Origin of the sequence: Streptomyces sp. YPW6 (assembly GCF_018866325.1) — a bacterium.
Lineage (GTDB): Bacteria > Actinomycetota > Actinomycetes > Streptomycetales > Streptomycetaceae > Streptomyces.
Window position 1 is genome coordinate 5,211,925 of sequence record NZ_CP076457.1, and the last position, 16,695, is coordinate 5,228,619.

Below are 16,695 nucleotides of genomic sequence, written 5' to 3' on the forward strand. Positions count from 1 at the left end.
TCCGGGACGTTGGGCTCTCCGGGAGGTCGGGCTCTTGGCGATGTCGGGCGGGTGCGGGCCCGGCGGCGGTGATCGCCGCGCCGGGCCCGCACCGCAGACCGGTCGGAACCGGGTCGGTCCGGGGTCAGAACAGCGCGCCCCCGGCGATCTCGCCGTGCGCCTGCACCTCCGGCCCCACGGCGTCCAGCCGGCTTTTCACATCGAGCAGCAGCGCCAGTTCCTCCTCGGTCAGCCCGCTCAGCACCTCGCGCTGCTCCTCGGTGAGCAGGTCGACGGGGAAGCCCGCCTCGTACAACGCGTCGGGCAGCGAAGGCCGTTCGCCGTACTCGGGTGGTCCGGTCATGATGTGACTCCCATCGGTGAGACGAGTCCGGCTCCCCGCGGCGACGGCGCCGGCGCGGAGCGCCCGAGCCGGACGAACAGCCGGGTGAGCGCGTCGAGGGAGTGCAGGGCGCTGACCGCCACGGCCGCTTCCCGGTCCCGGCCGAGCGGCAGCCGGTCCAGCAGCGCGTACAACTCGTCCAGGTGCTCCGTGTCGAGCGCGGCGTGCTCCCGTACGGTCCGCAGCGCCGCGGCGGGCAGCCCGGTGCGCCGGGCGATGCGGTCGGTCAGGCCGGGGGCGGGCGCGTAGCCCTCCAGTACGGCGATGTAGCCCAGCAGGGCGACCGGGTGGTGGTGCTCGATCCAGTAGTACTGGGACCCGACGAGCGAGGCGACCAGCGGAGAGGGAAACGGCCCGAGCGCGTCCCCGGGCGTGCCGCCCGCCGCCCGGAGGTCCTCCAGCAGCCAGGCGTCGTGCCCCTCCTCCTCCCGGATGTGCTCCGCCAGATACGCGGCGACCGGCGCCGCGAGCGGATCACCGGCAGCGGCCCGGGGCCGGAGGCGGTCGAGAGCCAGCTCCATGAGCGGGACGGAGGCCCGGATGACGGCGTGCATGGTGCACAGATACGTCCGGTAGCGCGGCAACAGCCCCTCGGCACGCCACATCTGGTGCGTCGCGCCCCGGAACTCCGGCTCCAGCAGGAGGAGTTTGGTCCGCAGCCGGGCAGAGGTCCCGGCGCTCACCGGATGTCCCGTTCGCCGGCCTCCGGCAGGGCCGGCCCGCCCGCGACGACCAACGGCGCGTACGCCGCGCAGCCGTGGCGGCGCACGACGCCCTGCGCCCCCTCCCGGGAACCGCGCATCGCGGCCGTCAGGTCCAGCAGCTCCCCGGCCGCGCCGCCCGCGACCGCCTGCGCCCCGGCCGCCACCGCCGCGTCACCGCCCAGCGCCCGGCACCCGTCGCAGTAGGAGCCCGGCCGGGGGCCGGAGCCGAACCGGGCGGCCAGATGAGCCGGCCCGACCGTGCGGAGCATGCGCAGCACCGGGGATTCCAGCGCCCGGCGGCGCACGGTCGCCCAGTCGTCCTCCGCGATGTGGCCGAGGTCCAGATGGGCCGGAGCGGGGCGGCGGTCCACGGCGTCCTGGTTGCAGCAGGCCAGCACCCGGCCGTCGAAGGCGACCACCGGCCAGGCCGCCATCGCGCACGGGGACGCCGCCTCGGGGTCGGGGCCGGTGCGGGCCGCCCGCGCCCAGGAAGCGGCCCGGCCGAACGGCCGCACCTCGTTGACCAGGCACGGCACCCGGCCGCCGAACTCCTTCTCCACCGCCCGTGTCAGATCGGCGAGATACGGGTCCGACCCGCCCGTCCCGGTGAGGTGGAGGCTCACGGCCACCCCCTCCTCCCGGACGAGGTGCAGGGCACGGAACACGTCGGCCCGCGACACCTCGCGTTCGTGGTGGACGTCGAGGGAGGCCGAGAAGTGGTCGACGGAGCGGATGGCGCGCAGGACGGCGGGCGGAATCGCTCCACGGCGTCCGCCCCGGCCGCCGCGCACACCCCCGCTCCGGCCGCCGCGTGCACCCCCGCTCCGGCCGCCCCCGCTTCGGGCGAAGAACATGCCGCTGAGCAGTGCCGTACGCGATCCGGCGCCCCGTGCCAGGGTGCTCAGCCGTTCGGCGAGCGCGGGCCGCAGCAGCGGCTCCCCGCCGGTGAGCATGACCACGTCCGGCCGGTTCTCCGTCGTGAACGAGCCCACGAAGCGCTCCAGATGACCGGCGTCCGGCTCCTCGCGGGTGAACAGGTCCGACCCGGTCGAGCAGTGCGCGCAGCTCAGCGGGCACCGCCGGGTGAGACCGAGCAGCAGACCTGCGGCGGGGAAGGGCCGCCGTGCGACGAGTTCGGCGAGTTCCATGCGGGCCGCCTCCTTCGGGGCCGGGGCGCGTCGGGCGCGTACCCAGGCTGCGGGCGGCCGGTTCGAGGACGGTCCGAAGGCGCTTCGACAGCGGTATGGGCCCAGGTCGCAGCAGGTTCCGGGGGGCCGGCCGATCCCGCCGGGGGCGTGCGGGCCGCCGCGAGCCGGGGCGATACCGATGTCATACCGGCGGCGAAGCGATGGCCAGGCCCGGCTTCCTAACGTTCTCGGCAACGGCAGGCACCGGCCCGTCGCACCGGACACCGGAGGCAATCCCCCGGGCGTTCCGGTCCCGCAGTGACACGTGGATGGAGACCACCATGTCCGAGAACACCAAGCCGGCCGACGACGGGACCAACGAGGACGCCGAGGTCGAGGCGCACTCCGTGCTGGACCTCCAGGAGACGGCCAACAACCACGACATCGTCGAGCCCCCCGGGAACTGCGTCAGCACCGTGTCCCTCGTCCTGGGCTGACCGGACGGACCACGCGGTCGGATCCGGCTCGGGCGGGCGTGCCCGGCCGTGACGCCGGCCGAAGCCGGGGCGGCCTCCGCGCACCACGGAGGCCGCCCCGTCCCACGTACTCGACGAGCACGCCACGACAGGAGCCCCGATGGCCGAGCCGCTCCGTTCCAACCGGGATTTCCGGCTGCTCTGGCTGAGCGGCCTCTTCGCCGCCCTGGGCGGCCAGATGACCGCCGTCGCGCTGCCCCTGCTGATCCTCAAGGAGACCGGCTCCGCCGTGCGGGCCGGGGCGGTGGGAACGGTGGCCGTCTGCGCCGTGCTCATCACGATGCTGCCGGGCGGGGTCATGGCCGACCGGGTCGAACGCCGCCGGCTCATGCGGCTGTGCGACGCGGGCAGCCTGGCGGCCGTCACCGCTCTGGCCGTCGCCGTGTGGAACGGGCACGCCCCGATGGCCCTCGTCCTGCTCGTCGCGACCTCCGGCGCCGTCCTCAACAGCGTCTACGCCCCCGCGGCGTTCGGCCTGATGCGCGCGGTCGTGCCGCCGGACCAGATGAGCACGGCGACCGCCCGGCTCCAGGCGCGCACCGCCACCGCCCGGCTGGTCGGCCCGCTCGTCGGCGGCGCGTTGTTCGGCGTGCACCCGGCCCTGCCCTTCACCGCCCAGTTCCTCGGACTGTTCCTCTCCACCCTCTGCGTGGCGCTCGTGCGCACCCGCTCGCAGGCCAGGTCCCGGGCGGGTTCCGTGTTCAGCCGCCGGGAACTCACCGCGGGGCTCTCCTTCCTGTGGCGGCTTCCCTACCTGCGCACCGTGCTGCTCGTGTTCGGGTTGGGCATGAATTTCTCGTTCGGCGCCCTCACCTTCACGGCCCTCGCCGTCTTCTCCGACAGCGGGCGCTCCGGCCTGGGCGGCGGCTTCGTCATCACCTGCGTCTCGGCGGGCGCCCTCGTCGGCGCGCTGATCGCACCCCGGTTCGCGGCGGAGCGCCACGTCCGCGCGCTCGTGGTCACCACCTGCTGGAGCTGCGTGGGGACGGCCGCCGTACTGGCCTGGCTCAGCAGCCCGGTGATCGCCGGACTGCTCTGCGCGCTCTGCATGTGCCTCTCGACGGTCGCCAGCATCGGCTTCCTCGCCACCCTGCTGGTCGTCACTCCCGAGGATCGGATCGGCCGGGTGCAGAGTGCCGCCGGCTTCCTCTCCTCGATCGTCCAGCCCTTCGGACCGCTCGCCGGCGGACTCCTGCTGACCACGCTGGGCGGCAGCGCCGCCTTCGGCGTGATCGGCTGCGTGCTGGGCGTCTCGGCCGCCGTGGTGACGCTCGCCCCCTCCGTCCGCGCCGGGGCGGGCGCGTCGCGGGAGAAGCCGCAGGCGGCGGCCGGGGAGCCGAAGGGGACCGGAGCACCGGAGGCGGCGCAGGAGACGGTGGCGCCGCAGCCGCCCGAAGGCTCGGACCCGGAGCCGGCCGCAACCGCACGCACCCGCCCGGCAGCCGATCCGGGCCGGGCCACGGCCGGGCCGGGCTCCGGCGCCGCGGGTCCCGGCACCCCCTGAGGAGGAACCCGTGCCCGGTCTTCAGCAGACCCAGCTCTACTGCCTCGCCGACCGTACGTACTACGACACCCCCGCCCGGCTCCAGGACGCCGGTACCCGCTACCCGCTGGACTCCGAACCGCCCGGCGACGGCTGGCGGCGGGTCGCCGGCGGCCTGTGGACCTCCCTGCTGCCCGAGGGCCGCGAACCGGCCGGGCAGGGCTGGAAGATCCACGTCTCCACCGTCCCGGAGGAGGCCGAGGAGACCCTTCGCGACACCGCCCGGATCTGCCGGGCCCACGGCGTGCCGTTCAAGTTCCTCCGCAGCGAGCGGGCGCTCCTGCTGATGTCCGGCAAGTACATGGCCCGTTCCGGCGCCGGGAAGTTCATCACGGTCTACCCGCCCAACGAGAGCGTCTTCCTGCGGGTGCTGGACGAGCTGACCCGCGCCCTCGCCGGCCGCCGCGGCCCCTACATCCTCAGCGACCTGCGGATCGGCGACGCCCCGGTGTACGTCCGGTACGGGGCGTTCGTCTCCCTCTGGTGCACCGACGAGAACGGCGAACGGGTGCTGGCCCTGCGCGATTCCTCCGGCGAACTGGTGCCCGACGAGCGCGGGGTGGTGTTCCGGGTCCCGCCGTGGGTCACCGTGCCCGACGCGCTGCGTCCGCACCTGGCGGCCCGCGCCGCCGCCGGGGACGCCGCCTTCCCCTACGAGGTGACCGAGTCCCTGCAGTTCTCCAACGCGGGCGGCATCTACCTGGCCCGGCACCGGGAGACCGGCCGGCAGGTGGTGCTCCGCGAGGCCCGGCCGCACAGCGGGCTGGACGAGGCGGGCGACGACGCGGTGACGCGGCTGCACCGCGAGCACCGGGCCCTGACCGCGCTGGCCGGGCTGGACTGCGTTCCCGAGGTGTACGGAGTACGGACGGTCTGGGAGCACCACTTCCTGATCGAGGAGCACATCGAGGGGGTCACCCTCCTGGAGGAGATCGTCGGCCGCTTCGCCCTGCTCCACAGCACCGGCACGAAAGCCGAACTCGCCGCGTACACCGCCTGGGTGGAGTCGGTGACCGAGCGGCTCACGCAGGCGCTGGACGCCGTCCACGGGCGCGGACTGCGCTTCGGCGACCTCCACCCCTCCAACATCATCATCCGTCCGGACGGCCGCGTGGCCCTGATCGACTTCGAGTACGCCACCGCCCTCGACGACCCGGACACCCCGGTGGCGGGAGCCCCGGGACTCCAGGCGCCCGCCGGGACCATCGGCATGGAGGCCGACGCCTACGCGCTCTGGGCCACCTGGCTCTACATGCTGATGCCCATCATGGAGATGGCCGGCCACGACCGGGCCAAGGCGCTCACCCTGGAACGGTGGGCCCGACGGCGGTACGGCCTCGACGCCGCGGCGGGACCGCGCCGGCCCGCGGCGCTGCGGGCCGCGGAAGACGCCGCCGGCCACGAGGAGGAGACCGCCGCGCTGCTCGAAGGCCCCGAGCCGGACTGGGCCGGGCTGCGGGGGCGGCTGCTGCGGGGCATCCACGCGGGGGCGACGCCCGAGCGTGCCGACCGGCTCTTCCCCGGGGACCCCGAGGTCTTCACGACCGGCGGGAGCGACGTCGCGCACGGGGCGGCCGGGGTGCTCCACGCCCTGCACCGCACCGGGGCCCCGGTGCCGGCCGGCTGGATCGACTGGCTCGCCGACGCCGCCCGCCGACGGGACCCCGCGGCGCCGGGCGGCCTCTACGACGGGCTGCCGGGCACCGCGGTGGTGCTGTCCGCGCTGGGCCGCCGGGAGGAGGGCCGGGAACTCTACGAACGGTCCGCCGCCGCGCCCCCGTCCGCCTCGGCCGACCTGCTGAACGGCCGGGCGGGCGTCGCGCTCGCCGCGCTGCGCCTGGCCCGGACGGACCGCGCGGGGGACGCGTGCGGCGACGCCAAGATCGACCACGACCTCGTCGACGCCGCAGCCCGAACCGCCCACGACCTGGACCGGCTGGCGCGGGGCGAGTCCGTGCCGGGGCTGCGCGCGCCCGCGTCGGCGGGGCTGCTGCGCGGGCTGAGCGGCGCGGCGCTGCTCCACCTCGAACTGCACGCCCTGACCGGCGACGAGCAGTTCCTGGCGGCCGCGGGCCGGGCCCTGGCGGCGGAGGCGGCCCGCTGCGTGACCATGCCGGACGGCACCGTCCAGGTGAAGGACGGCCGGCGGCACCTGCTCTACCTCGACCAGGGGAGCGGGGGGTTCGCCCTGGTGGCCCGGACGTACCTGGCCCGCCGCGACTCCCCGGAGCTGGCCGCCCTGCTGCCCGGAGTCGCCCGCGGCTGCGCGTTCGAGTTCGTCCGCGAACCGGGCCTGTTCACCGGCCGGGCCGGGCTGATGGCCGCCGCCGGGGCCCTGCTGCCGCAGGGCCGCACGGCTCCCGGAGTCCTCGCCTCCGTACGCAACCTGTCCTGGCACCTGGTCGCCGACGAGGACCGGCTGCTCGTGCCGGGGGCGAGGCTGCTGCGCTGCTCCGCCGACCTGGCCACCGGAGCGGCGGGACTGCTGATGTCCCTGCACTTCCTGTCCGGCGCGGAGGCCGGCGGACCCTCCCGCGGGACTCCCGCCGGCGACGGACCGCACGACCTGCTGGAACTGCTCACGCTGGGCTGAGGCCGGGGCTGCTCGTTCCGGGCGCGGGTACGGCTCACCCCGGGGCGAGGCCGGTACGGCTCACCCCGGGCGGAGGCCGGTGGCGTCGCCCCGGGGCGACGCCGGAGCTGCGAACGCCGGACTGACGCCGGCGGCGCTCACCCCGGGCGGGGCGGGGCGGGGCGAGGCCGGCACGGCTCAACCGGTGCCGCTCACCCTGGTCGCGGTGCCGCTCACTCTGGTTGCGGTGCTGCTCACTCCGGGCGGAGGCCGGTGCTGCTCACCCCGGTCGCGGTGCCGCTCACCCCGGTCGCGGTGCCGCTCATTCCGGGCGGAGGCAGCTACCGCTCCCCCGGGCGGAGGCAGCTACCGCTCCCCCCCCGGGCGGAGGCCGGTACCGCTCACCCCGCGCTGAGGACGGACACCTGGACCCCCGGGTGGCGGTGGATCTCCCGCCCGGTCGGTTCGGCCGGGTGTGCGGGAACCTCCCGCTCGCGGGCGTACAGGCCGAGCAGCCTCGGCACCTCGTACAGCGCGGCGTGGGCGGTGACCTCCCCGGCGGGTGAGGTCACCGCACCGGCGTCGATCAGCGACTCGACGGCCCGGATCGCCGCCCGCTCACCGCACCCCAGCGCGGCCGTGGCCCGGTCCAGGGTGAAGCACCCGTCCTCGGCGAGCCCGGCCAGCCGCCCCAGCACCCACCGGTCGCGGTCCGTCAGGTCCTGCCAGCCGGACGCGATCCGGTGCCGTACGGAGACGTCCCCGGCCACCAGTTCGTCGAGCGCGGACGACGGGTCGTCGAGCCGGTCCGCGTACTCCGCCAGCGGCAGATGCCGCAGGACCGCCAGCCGCATCCCGCTCACCTCCACGGCCAGCGGCAGCCCCCCGCAGGCCCGGACGATCCGCAGCGCCGCCCCCGGGTCCGTCCGCAGCCGCCCGGCCCCGATCAGCTTCCCGAGCAGCTCCAGCGCCTCGCCGTCCGCCAGGGCGGGCAGCGCGATCCGGTGCACCGGGGCGAGTCCGGGCAACTGCCCCCGGGCGGTGACCAGTACGGCGCACTTCCCCGACCGGGGCAGCAGCCCCCGCACGGACGCCTCGTCCGGCACGTCGTCCAGGACCACCAGCGCCCGGTGCCGGGCCTGCCACTCCTGCCAGGCCTCCGCGAGGACCGCGAGGCCCCGGGCCGTCCCGGGGACCTCCGCACCCGCCGCCGAGGAGACGTCCGGGCGCGCCTGGGCCACCCCGCACCACCGGCCCAGCTCGGTGAGGATCTCCGCCCGGCTGCGCGCCGTGCCGTCCTCCCCGCGCACCCGGACGTGCAAGCGGCCGTCGGGGAACGGGTCGGCGAGCAGCTGCGCCGCCCGGACCGCCAGCGCCGACTTCCCCGACCCGCCCGGACCCGACACGACGACCACGCGCTCCTCGCCGCCGCCCAGGACGTCGAGCAGGTCCCGCAGCTCTTCGCGGCGGCCGGTGAACGCCCCCGTACCGGCGGGCAGCGCCACCGGGCCCGCCGCCTCCCGGGGGGCGGCGGGCCGCCGCGCCTCACGCCCCCGGCCGAGCATCGACCGGTACAGCGCCGTCATCGCCGGACTCGGCTCCAGGCCCAGTTCCCGGGCCATCAGCTGCCGGTAGTCGTCGTACACCGCCAGCGCCTCGGCCTGCCGGCCCGACTGGTGCAGGGCGTTCATCCAGGCGGCCCGCAGCCGCTCCCGCAGCGGATGGCGCTCCACCAGATCCCGCAGCCCGTCCACCGCGACGGCGGCCCGGCCCAACTCGATCTCGGCCTCCGTCCAGTCCTCGAACACCGTCAGACAGCGCGCCTCCAGCCGGTCCGCCTCCTCGGCGACCCCGGCCGAGTCCCGCAGATCGTGCAGCGGCGGCCCCTCCCACAGGTCGAGGGCCTCGCGCAGCAGCCGGGCCGCGCCGGGCAGATCGCCCCGCCCGACCGCCGCCCGCCCGGCGCGTGCCAGCGACCCGAAGCGCAGGGTGTCCAGCTCGCCCTCGGCGATGCGCAGGAGGTAGCCCCCGCAGCCGTGCACCACCCGGTCCGCCCCGTCGCTTCCGGCGGGGCCCAGGAGGGAGCGGGCGGCACTGATGTACACCTGGAGGTTCTTACGGGCGGTGCGCGGCGGGTCGTCCGGCCACACCGCGTCGGTCAGCACGTCCACCGGGACGGGGGTGTTGGGCCGGGCCAGCAGGGTGGCGAGGACCAGGCGCTGTTTGCGCGGACCGAGCGGGAGTTCGCGGCCGTCCCGCCGCGCGGTCAGCGGGCCGAGCAGCGAGAAGTGCACGGCACCGGCGGTGCCGGTACGGACGGGAGGTCGGGTCATCAGCGGGCCTCCGGGAGGGGGACGGGCGGCGGACTGGACCGTGCGCAGTTCTGATCCTGCTGCCGTCCCGGCCCCCGCACATCGGGGCCCCGCCCGCATTTTCCGCCCGGACACCCGACCGAAACAGCCCCGCACCCCCATGTTGCCCGCCCCGGCCCCCATACGCCCTGCCCCGCCCGCCCACGACCCGCCACGTCCTGCCGACCCGCCACGCGCCACGCCCCGCCCGCCCACGGCGCGATCCGGGTACGGCGGTAGGTCCTGCCCGCCACGGCGCGATCCGGGTACGCGGCACGCCCTGCCCACCCACCACGCGGTACGCGCCACGCCCCGCCCGCCCACGGCGCGATCCGGGTACGGCGGCAGGTCCTCCCCGCCACGGCGCGATCCGGGTACGCGGTACGTCCCGCCCGCCGTCCCTCAGACCGGCTCGGCTGCGCACTCGGCGGCGAACTCGCACAGCGCCGCCCGGTCCGCGCGACCGGTCTTGTTCAGCAGGCTGGCCATGTGCTTCTCCACCGTGCGCGGCGAGATCGACAGCCGACGGGCGATCTGCTGGTTCCCCGGACGCTCGGGCAGCAGCACGAACACCTCGTACTCACGCGGCGTCACCCCGCTGGTCCGCAGCGGCGACGGAATCCGGTCCCAGCCGCCCCGGTGCTGGCCCACGCTCGCCCCGGCCTGCCGCAGCGCCGCCCGGCACGCGGCGGAGACCGGTTGCACCCCGGCCCCGTAGAAGAACTCCTCGGCGGTCCGCAGCCACGCCACCGGCTCGCCCCACCCGTCCGTCCGGGCCGCGTCCGCGACCAGCCGCAGCCCCAGGTGGTGGGCGACCGGGAACGGGGCGGAGCACCGCGCGAAGGACGCCACCAGCCGGGCGGCCCCGGCCGGGTCCCCCGTGCGGCCCAGCAGCACCGCGTCGGCCAGCTCCAGGAACTGCCGGTTCCAGGCGAGGCAGCCCCCGGGAGCCGCCCGCGCCTCCTCCAGCTCGGCCCGGTCCGCCTGCCCCGCCAGCACCCGCAGCAGCGGGCGCAGCCCGTACCGCCCGCTCAGGTAGTAGTAGCTCGGGTGGTCCAGCTCCCAGGCCAGCGCCTCGTCCAGCTCGGCCGTCGCCCGTTCCCGGTCCTCCTCCAGCAGCGCCCCGAACGCCCGGCAGAGCCCCGACCGCAGCGGTACCAGCAGCGACTGCTCACCCCCGGCCCGCCGGAACGCGGCCAGTGCCCGGTCCATGTCCCGCCGCCGCCCCCGGTGCGCGGCCATCGTCGCCCCGGCCAGCAGCAGATAGCGGTGGGCGGACAGGTCGCCGACCCGGGCACTGGCATCGGCCGATCGGTCGATGATCTCCTGCGCCTCCTCCCACCGGGCGCACAGCACCGCGTTCATCGCGAGCAGCCCGTCGACCGTACGGGTCAGCAGCAGCGCCCCCAGGTCGGTGGCCGCCGACCGGGCGGAGAGCAGCCGGGACGCGTCCCCGGTCCGCATGAACGCGTTCGCGCCCAGCCGCACCAGCGCCTCCACCCGCCAGACCGGCAGGGCGTGTTCGGTGGAGAGCGACAGCATGCGCTCCAGTGCGGCGTCCGCCGCGTCGAACCCCTCCTCACGCCGCAGCAGCGCCAGCAACTGCCAGGCCTGGCAGGCGACCACGGGCAGCCCCTCAGCCTCGGCGGTCTCGGCGGCCTTCTGGACGGCCTGCTCGGTCTCCACCGGATCCCGGTACGGCCGCCTGTTCCCGGGCGCTTCGGGCAGCAGCGCCAGATACCCGTCGACCACCACGAGCGCCGCCCGGCGGCCCGGGGGCGGCGCGGGGCCGAGGAGCGCGCGGGCCGCCTCGACCTGGAGCACGGCATCGGCGGTGCGCTCCGCCATCACCGCCGCCCAGGCCAGGTCGATGTGGAACTGTCCGCGCCGGGCCGCGGCTTCGGAACGCGCCGGAACCGGCGGCAGCGCGTCCGCCAGCGCCAGCCCGCCGTCGAGATCGCCGCCCTCGGCCCGTGCGACCGCCAGCGACTCGGCCACGGCGGCCCGGTCGGACTCGGCGGCCAGGGGGTGCGCCCGCTCCAGCAGCACCACGGCGGAACCGTGCGCTCCCGAAGCGAGCATCCGTCTTCCGGCCTCCGCGAACTGGCGCGCCGCGCCCGCCCGGTCGCCCGCCGCCAGCCGCAGCGAGGCCACGAGCTGCCGCCCGTCCTCGTCCAGCGGCTCCCCGGAGTGCTCGATGGCCGCGGCGGCCCGGCGGGCCAGGGAGGCGCGCTCGGCCGGGACGAGCGAGGAGATCAGGGCCTCGGCGGTGAGCGAGTGGCGGAAGGCGTAGCGGTCGGGGGCCGCGCCGTCGGGAGCGATGACCCCGGCCTCCACCGCCGAGCGCAGATGCGTGAACAGGGCCCGGTCCTCGAAACCGGTGACGGTCTGGAGCACGGTGACCGAGAACTGGCTGCCCAGCGTGGCCGAGGCCAGGAGCAGGTCCCGTACCGGCTCGTCGAGGCGTTCCAGCCTCCGGGCCCAACTGCGCACGATGTCCGAGGGGATGGACCCGCCCGGCTGCTCGACCGCCTCCCAGCCCCCGTCGGCCTGCCGGAGCCTGCCGGTGTCGAGGAGGTCGGCCAGGAGCACTTCCAGCAGGTACGGGTTGCCCGCGGCGCGCTCGGCCAGCCGCCGGTGCACCGCCTCCGGTATCTCCTGCGGCCCCGCGTCCAGGCAGGCGCTCGTGAGTGCCCGCACCTGGTCGTCGTGGAGCGGCCGCAGCTCGCGGACCGCGGCCACGTGCCGGCGCTCCGCGGAGCGTACGAGGTCCAGGGCGGCGCCCGGCTCGGGGCGCAGGGTGCCGAGGAACAGGATGGGGAGATCGGCGAGGTTGTCGATGACGTACTCGACGACCGCGACGGTCTCCGTGTCGCAGTCGTGCAGGTCCTCCAGCAGGATCGTGCAGCCCGCCTCCCTGCCCAGCACGGACAGCAGCCGCAGCAGCGCCTCGGCCAGCTCCACGACCGTCTCCGGATACCCGGGCGACCCGGCCCTGCGCCACTCCGGGACCAGCCGGGCCAGTGCCGGATGGTAGGGGGCGAGCTCCGGGTCGGTGGGGGTGCCGGCCGCCCGGAACCGGGAGGCCAGCGCCTCGGCCAGCGGGCGGAACGGCACGACGAGGCCGGTCGAGGTGGCCCGGCCGCGCAGCACCGGCATGCCGAGCCCGTAGGCCCGGTAGGCGCACTCGCCCACCAGCCGGGACTTTCCGATCCCGGCTTCCCCGAGGAGGAACAGCGCGCGCCCCGAACGCCGTTGCACGGCGTCCAGGGCGCTGCTCAGCAGTCCGATTTCCTCGTCCCGCCCGACGATGACCGGCGAAGTGGCTCGCATGGCCGCAGATTACTTGAGTGGCAACTGCCGAGGCAGTGTGCCAATTCGGCTCATTTCTCGTCGAGTTGGCCGAATCTGGTTACCAGGGGGCGGTCATGGTGGTCCAGGGCAGATCGTGGCTGAAGCCGCTCTCGCCCTCCGAGGCGCTGAGAAGTCTGCTGCGGGCACCGAGTCCTCCGGTGGACCCGAGGGAGATCTGCCCGGCCGGGTGCTCCGGGGCGCCCTCGTGAGCGATGTCGCCGGAAACCTGCAGGGCCGATTCGCCGAACTGCTTCATCTCTGCTTCATCCTCTGCTGATCGGTGATGGGAGCGGGGTACTGCGTTGTTGGTGCCTTGGTGCCTTGGTGCCTTGGTGCCTTCGTGCCTTCGTGCTTTGGTGCTGGTACTCGGCACTGGGTGCTGGTACGGGCGTGGGGAGCGGGGGACGGGTGCCGGGTGGCGGATGCCGGAAGGCAGGTGATCAGGGGGCGCGGGAAGGGTCCAGGAGCAGGGCGGAGCCGATCCGGTCGGGGAACCCCGCCCGCAGCAGACCGTGCCCGATGCCCGCGAGCCCGGTGAGCAGCCCCGGGTGCGGTACGCCACCGGGCGTCCCGCACTGCGGCCCGGCCCGGTCCGCGGAGGCCAGGAGCGTCCCGGCCCGGCGTACCCACGTGGCCCGGATGTCGGGCAGGAGGGCGGGCAGGGCGCTGTGGGCGAGGAGTTCGAGCAGCCCGGACTCCCCGTGGCACAGGCTGTCGTCGGCGAGCGGCCCGGTGCCGGCCAGCTCGCCGGAGCGCGCCGTCAGCCAGCCGGACAGCTCCGGGTCCTCCCGCGCGGCGGGGCTGTCCGCGATCGCCAGCGCCACTCCGGCCGCCCCTTCGCACCAGGCGGGTCCGTGGGCGGTCGTGGAGTCCGTCAGCACGGTCGCCCGGCGCAGGGCCGCCAGTCCGGCGCTCCGGTGGCGGGCGTCGCCCCCGGCCGCGACGAGGCGCAGCAACGCCCAGCCGATCCCGGCCGCCCCGTCGGCGAAGCCCCCGGTGTCGGGGACCGGGGCGTCGGCGAGCCGGTCGGCGCAGCGCACTGCGCCCCACCAGGCCTGCGGGCGGCCGGTGGCGTGGTAGACCGCGAGCAGCGCGACCAGCCCGCCCGCCGCTCCGCCGCGCACCCCGTACCCGTCCTCGGCCGCGTTCGCCGCGCAGCTCAGCCGGACGGCCGGACCGGCCAGGTCCAGCACCTCCGGGTCGCCCAGCAGCGTGCCGACCTCGGTCAACGTGTACGCGATGCCGCCGAGGCCCGCGTAGGCGCCGGAGCCCAGGGCCCCGAGCTCGTCGGCCCGCCCGTGCAGGGCGTCCAGCAGTCCCGGGACGGGGGCGAGTGCCTCACGGGCCGCTTCGGCGTACCGGGACACGCCGGTGAGCGCCGCCAGTTGGGCCAGGAAGAGCGCGGGACCGGTGTATCCGCCCGCGAGATCCGCCGCCATCGGGGTGAGCCGCCAGTAGCGCTCGCCGAGCAGTTCGAGCCCGATCCAGTTGGTCCGGCCCGCGTGCCGGTAGGCGAGGGAGACGAGCTGGTCGCCCACCGACCGTGCTGCGGAGAGCAGTTGCTCCGGCTCCGGTGCGGTCGCCGCACTCTGCCTGCCGCCCGGACCGGGCCGGTGCGGCAGCCGGGGAGACGTGCTCACCATGGCGGTCCGGATGATCCGTTCCTGGTCCTGGCGGTCGACGGTGTCCATCGCGCGCACCTTCGCCTCGACGCGTGCGAGACCGGAGGGGGCGTCCGCCCCGGGCGCGGCTCCGTCGGGGGCCGGCCCCGCGACCGCACGGCCGGTGCCGCTCCACAGCTCCGTGGAGCCGGGCCGGGTGGCGAACACCGGCACGTCGCCGCACCACAGCTCCGCGATCTCCTCGTCCTCCACGCCGGACAGCGCGGGCACGCCCAGGAGCGGGGTGCGCAGCAGCGACAGGACCTGGTGCCGTTCGGCGGCGTCCCGCATCAGGTCGGGGTGGGTCGACTCGTCCAGCAGGGTCGTGTAGGTCCAGGTGGGGCGGGGGACGACGCGCACCTCGTCCTCGGCGAATCGCCGCAACGGCCCCTCTGCGGAAAGGAGTTCGTTGCGGTGGTCGTGGATCACGGTGTAACCGGCGCGGAACCCGTCGCAGAGGTCCTCGGTGTACGCGGAGGGGTCGGCGGCCTCGGTGCCGAGCCGGGGCCGGTTGGCGGACTCGGTGAACCGGCCCGCCCGTCGTACCAGCCGCATCCGGTCGGTGCCGGCCTCCGCCCAGTCGGCGGTCTCGATGGGCGAGGAGGAGGCCCGGCCCCCGCCGATGGCGGACATGTCGAGCGCGGTGGTGTCCCCGACGAGCAACTGGGGGAGCAGGCCCACCCGGTGGACCGAGTCGTGCAGGGCGCGGGCGGCGGGGTCGGCGGAGCGGGCGGGCCCCAGCGGCGGGTGGAACAGGGTCTCCACATCGACCAGGACCGGGTGCGGGCCGCAGGCGATCAGGTTCTCGTGATGCAGATCCGTACCGTCCAGGGTGTGCAGCAGGGCCAGCAGCGCACCCTGGCGCCGGTAGAACTGCCGGGTCTCCGCCTCCGATGCGCAGGGCCGCTCCTCGACGAACTCGGCCCAGCCGTAGTCCCCCCGGTCCAGGATGCGCAGCACCCGGAGTCCGGGGGCGCCCGGCAGTGAACCGAACCATTCGACCAGGGAGTTGAAGTGCCGGTGGGCCGCGAGCGGACGCGGCTTGTAGACCAGCCGCGTGCCGTCGGCGAACCGGAGGAGCATCACCGACCGGCCGCCGCGATGGCTGTCGCCCGCACCGGCCTCGACCCCGGTGAGCGCGCCCGGCCCCGCGTACGTGCGCAGCGCACCGTCCGGGGAGCCTGCCCGGTCCCCGAACACCCCTGCCGGGGCCAGCAGATGCCGGTCGGCGGCGAGTCGTGTGACCAGCTCCGCGAAGGCGTCCGCGCTGGTGAGACAGGCCGTCGCCAGGAGGCGGGCGAGCACGGGGTAGCTGGTGACGAGCCGGTCCAGCCCGTCCCGGCGGGCGGTCAGCGCGACGAAGTCCCGGAAGCGCTCCTGGGGCCCCTCGCCGTTCAGCCGGCCCAGCCGACGGGCCTCGTGCAGTTCGGTGACGAGCGTGCGCGCCGCGATCCGGGACAGCCGCCGGGTCAAGTGCCGCCGGAAATCGGCCAGTACGGGGGAGGAGCCGTCCACCTCCGGGCCGCCGCCCGGGGAGCCTGCCGCCCGGCCGTCAGTGCCCGGCCCGCTTGCCGTTCGTCCGAGCCCCGCCCGGCCTCCGGCGTCCGGCCCGCCATCCGTTCGTCCGTATGCCGCCCGGCCGTTCGCCGCGTGCCCTGGCCCTCGCAGCGCGTCCCGGAGCCGCGCCACGGCCGCCTCGACGAAGGGCGCGACGATCGGCTCGAAGCCGCTGAGCCCCGGGTACGCGCGGTCGGCGACGACCACATCGCGCGGGGCGGCGGCGACGGCCTCCCGGGCGAAGACCGCCCAGGCGGGCTCGCCGGAGGTGCTGCCCCCGACGACACCGGGCAGCCACCACGGTTCCGAGGCAGCCCGCCCGAACGGGGCGAGGGGGCCGAGGGTGGGCGCGGCGTCACCGGGGGCGAGGCGGCGGTTCGTACCTCTGTCGATCAGGTTCTTCTCCGCCATCGCACCGCACCTCCCCGGTCCCGGGCCGGCCCCGTGCGGGCCGCCCGCGACCATCGTGGCGGGGGACGGGGGCCGGGCGCATGGGGGAGTCGCCCCCATCTTTCGCCCTCCGGCCCGCAGCCGCCCCACGGAAGGCGTAGCCCCACGGCAGTCGCACGCGCCACGGCGGGCGCACGCGCCACGGCAGTCGCACGCGCCTCGGCGGGCGCATCCCCCACGGCAGGTGCACGCCCTGCGGCCCGCAGCCGCCGCTACGACAGGTGCCCCCGGCAGGCTCACGCCCCAGGGCGGGCGCACCCCCAGGCAGGCGCAGCCCTACGGCGGGTGCACGCCCTCCGGCCCGCAGTCGCCGCTACGAGCAGGTGCCCGCCCCTACGACAGGTGCCCCCTCACGGCAGGCTCACGCCCCACGGCGGGCGCACCCCACAACGGGTGCAGGCCCGACGACAGGTGCATGCCCCACGGCAGGCTCACGACCCGCGACAGGCGCACGCCCA

Annotated in this window: 10 protein-coding genes; 3 read left to right on the top strand and 7 right to left on the bottom strand. The window is 76.1% G+C overall.

The window, feature by feature from the left end:
- Positions 1–124 precede the first annotated feature (124 nt).
- The 3 genes from KME66_RS23030 to KME66_RS23040 are packed head-to-tail and all read right to left on the bottom strand — an operon-like array spanning position 125 to position 2,234.
- Positions 125–343 carry an aroma-sacti cluster domain-containing protein gene (locus KME66_RS23030; protein WP_216325450.1) on the bottom strand — a complete coding sequence of 73 codons (219 nt, stop codon included), beginning with the start codon at positions 341–343 and terminating at the stop codon, positions 125–127.
- The gene (locus tag KME66_RS23035) at positions 340–1,065 is read right to left on the bottom strand and encodes an iron-containing redox enzyme family protein (protein ID WP_216325452.1); all 726 of its coding nucleotides are present in this window, start codon (positions 1,063–1,065) and stop codon (positions 340–342) included. Before KME66_RS23035 ends, KME66_RS23030 begins: the two co-directional genes overlap by 4 nt.
- Positions 1,062–2,234, bottom strand: coding sequence for a radical SAM protein (locus KME66_RS23040; RefSeq protein ID WP_216325455.1), 1,173 nt, complete (start codon positions 2,232–2,234; stop codon positions 1,062–1,064). Before KME66_RS23040 ends, KME66_RS23035 begins: the two co-directional genes overlap by 4 nt.
- A gap of 320 nt (positions 2,235–2,554) precedes the next feature.
- On the opposite strand from KME66_RS23040, the gene KME66_RS23045 reads away from it, so the two are divergent.
- The 3 genes from KME66_RS23045 to lanKC all read left to right on the top strand — a co-directional run bounded on the left by KME66_RS23045 (position 2,555) and on the right by lanKC (position 6,885).
- Positions 2,555–2,710 (top strand): hypothetical protein, encoded by a 156-nt coding sequence (locus tag KME66_RS23045; protein ID WP_178378912.1) that lies wholly within the window; start codon positions 2,555–2,557, stop codon positions 2,708–2,710.
- A gap of 139 nt (positions 2,711–2,849) precedes the next feature.
- Positions 2,850–4,253 carry an MFS transporter gene (locus tag KME66_RS23050; protein ID WP_216325457.1) on the top strand — a complete coding sequence of 468 codons (1,404 nt, stop codon included), beginning with the start codon at positions 2,850–2,852 and terminating at the stop codon, positions 4,251–4,253.
- 10 nt (positions 4,254–4,263) lie between these two features.
- Positions 4,264–6,885: a class III lanthionine synthetase LanKC gene (gene lanKC, locus KME66_RS23055; RefSeq protein WP_216325459.1), complete on the top strand. Its 2,622-nt coding sequence runs from the start codon at positions 4,264–4,266 to the stop codon at positions 6,883–6,885.
- A 380-nt stretch (positions 6,886–7,265) separates the two neighbouring features.
- Here lanKC and KME66_RS23060 read toward each other — a convergent pair whose 3' ends face one another.
- The 4 genes from KME66_RS23060 to KME66_RS23075 form a co-directional block, all read right to left on the bottom strand.
- Positions 7,266–9,197: an AfsR/SARP family transcriptional regulator gene (locus KME66_RS23060; RefSeq protein ID WP_253208451.1), complete on the bottom strand. Its 1,932-nt coding sequence runs from the start codon at positions 9,195–9,197 to the stop codon at positions 7,266–7,268.
- 420 nt (positions 9,198–9,617) lie between these two features.
- Positions 9,618–12,548 carry a LuxR family transcriptional regulator gene (locus tag KME66_RS23065; protein WP_216325462.1) on the bottom strand — a complete coding sequence of 977 codons (2,931 nt, stop codon included), beginning with the start codon at positions 12,546–12,548 and terminating at the stop codon, positions 9,618–9,620.
- A gap of 79 nt (positions 12,549–12,627) precedes the next feature.
- Positions 12,628–12,825, bottom strand: a complete 198-nt coding sequence (locus tag KME66_RS23070) for a hypothetical protein (RefSeq protein ID WP_073216411.1) — start codon at positions 12,823–12,825, stop codon at positions 12,628–12,630.
- 184 nt (positions 12,826–13,009) lie between these two features.
- Positions 13,010–16,198 (bottom strand): type 2 lanthipeptide synthetase LanM family protein, encoded by a 3,189-nt coding sequence (locus tag KME66_RS23075; RefSeq protein WP_216325465.1) that lies wholly within the window; start codon positions 16,196–16,198, stop codon positions 13,010–13,012.
- Positions 16,199–16,695 lie beyond the last annotated feature (497 nt).

What these genes read in the sequence shown, in the direction of transcription:
- KME66_RS23030 (WP_216325450.1), bottom strand. Translation starts at nt 343, where the DNA reads ATGACCGGACCACCCGAGTACGGCGAACGGCCTTCGCTGCCCGACGCG.
- KME66_RS23040 (WP_216325455.1), bottom strand. Translation starts at nt 2,234, where the DNA reads ATGGAACTCGCCGAACTCGTCGCACGGCGGCCCTTCCCCGCCGCAGGT.
- KME66_RS23045 (WP_178378912.1), top strand. Translation starts at nt 2,555, where the DNA reads ATGTCCGAGAACACCAAGCCGGCCGACGACGGGACCAACGAGGACGCC.
- KME66_RS23050 (WP_216325457.1), top strand. Translation starts at nt 2,850, where the DNA reads ATGGCCGAGCCGCTCCGTTCCAACCGGGATTTCCGGCTGCTCTGGCTG.
- KME66_RS23060 (WP_253208451.1), bottom strand. Translation starts at nt 9,197, where the DNA reads ATGACCCGACCTCCCGTCCGTACCGGCACCGCCGGTGCCGTGCACTTC.
- KME66_RS23065 (WP_216325462.1), bottom strand. Translation starts at nt 12,548, where the DNA reads ATGCGAGCCACTTCGCCGGTCATCGTCGGGCGGGACGAGGAAATCGGA.
- KME66_RS23070 (WP_073216411.1), bottom strand. Translation starts at nt 12,825, where the DNA reads ATGAAGCAGTTCGGCGAATCGGCCCTGCAGGTTTCCGGCGACATCGCT.
- KME66_RS23075 (WP_216325465.1), bottom strand. Translation starts at nt 16,198, where the DNA reads ATGGCGGAGAAGAACCTGATCGACAGAGGTACGAACCGCCGCCTCGCC.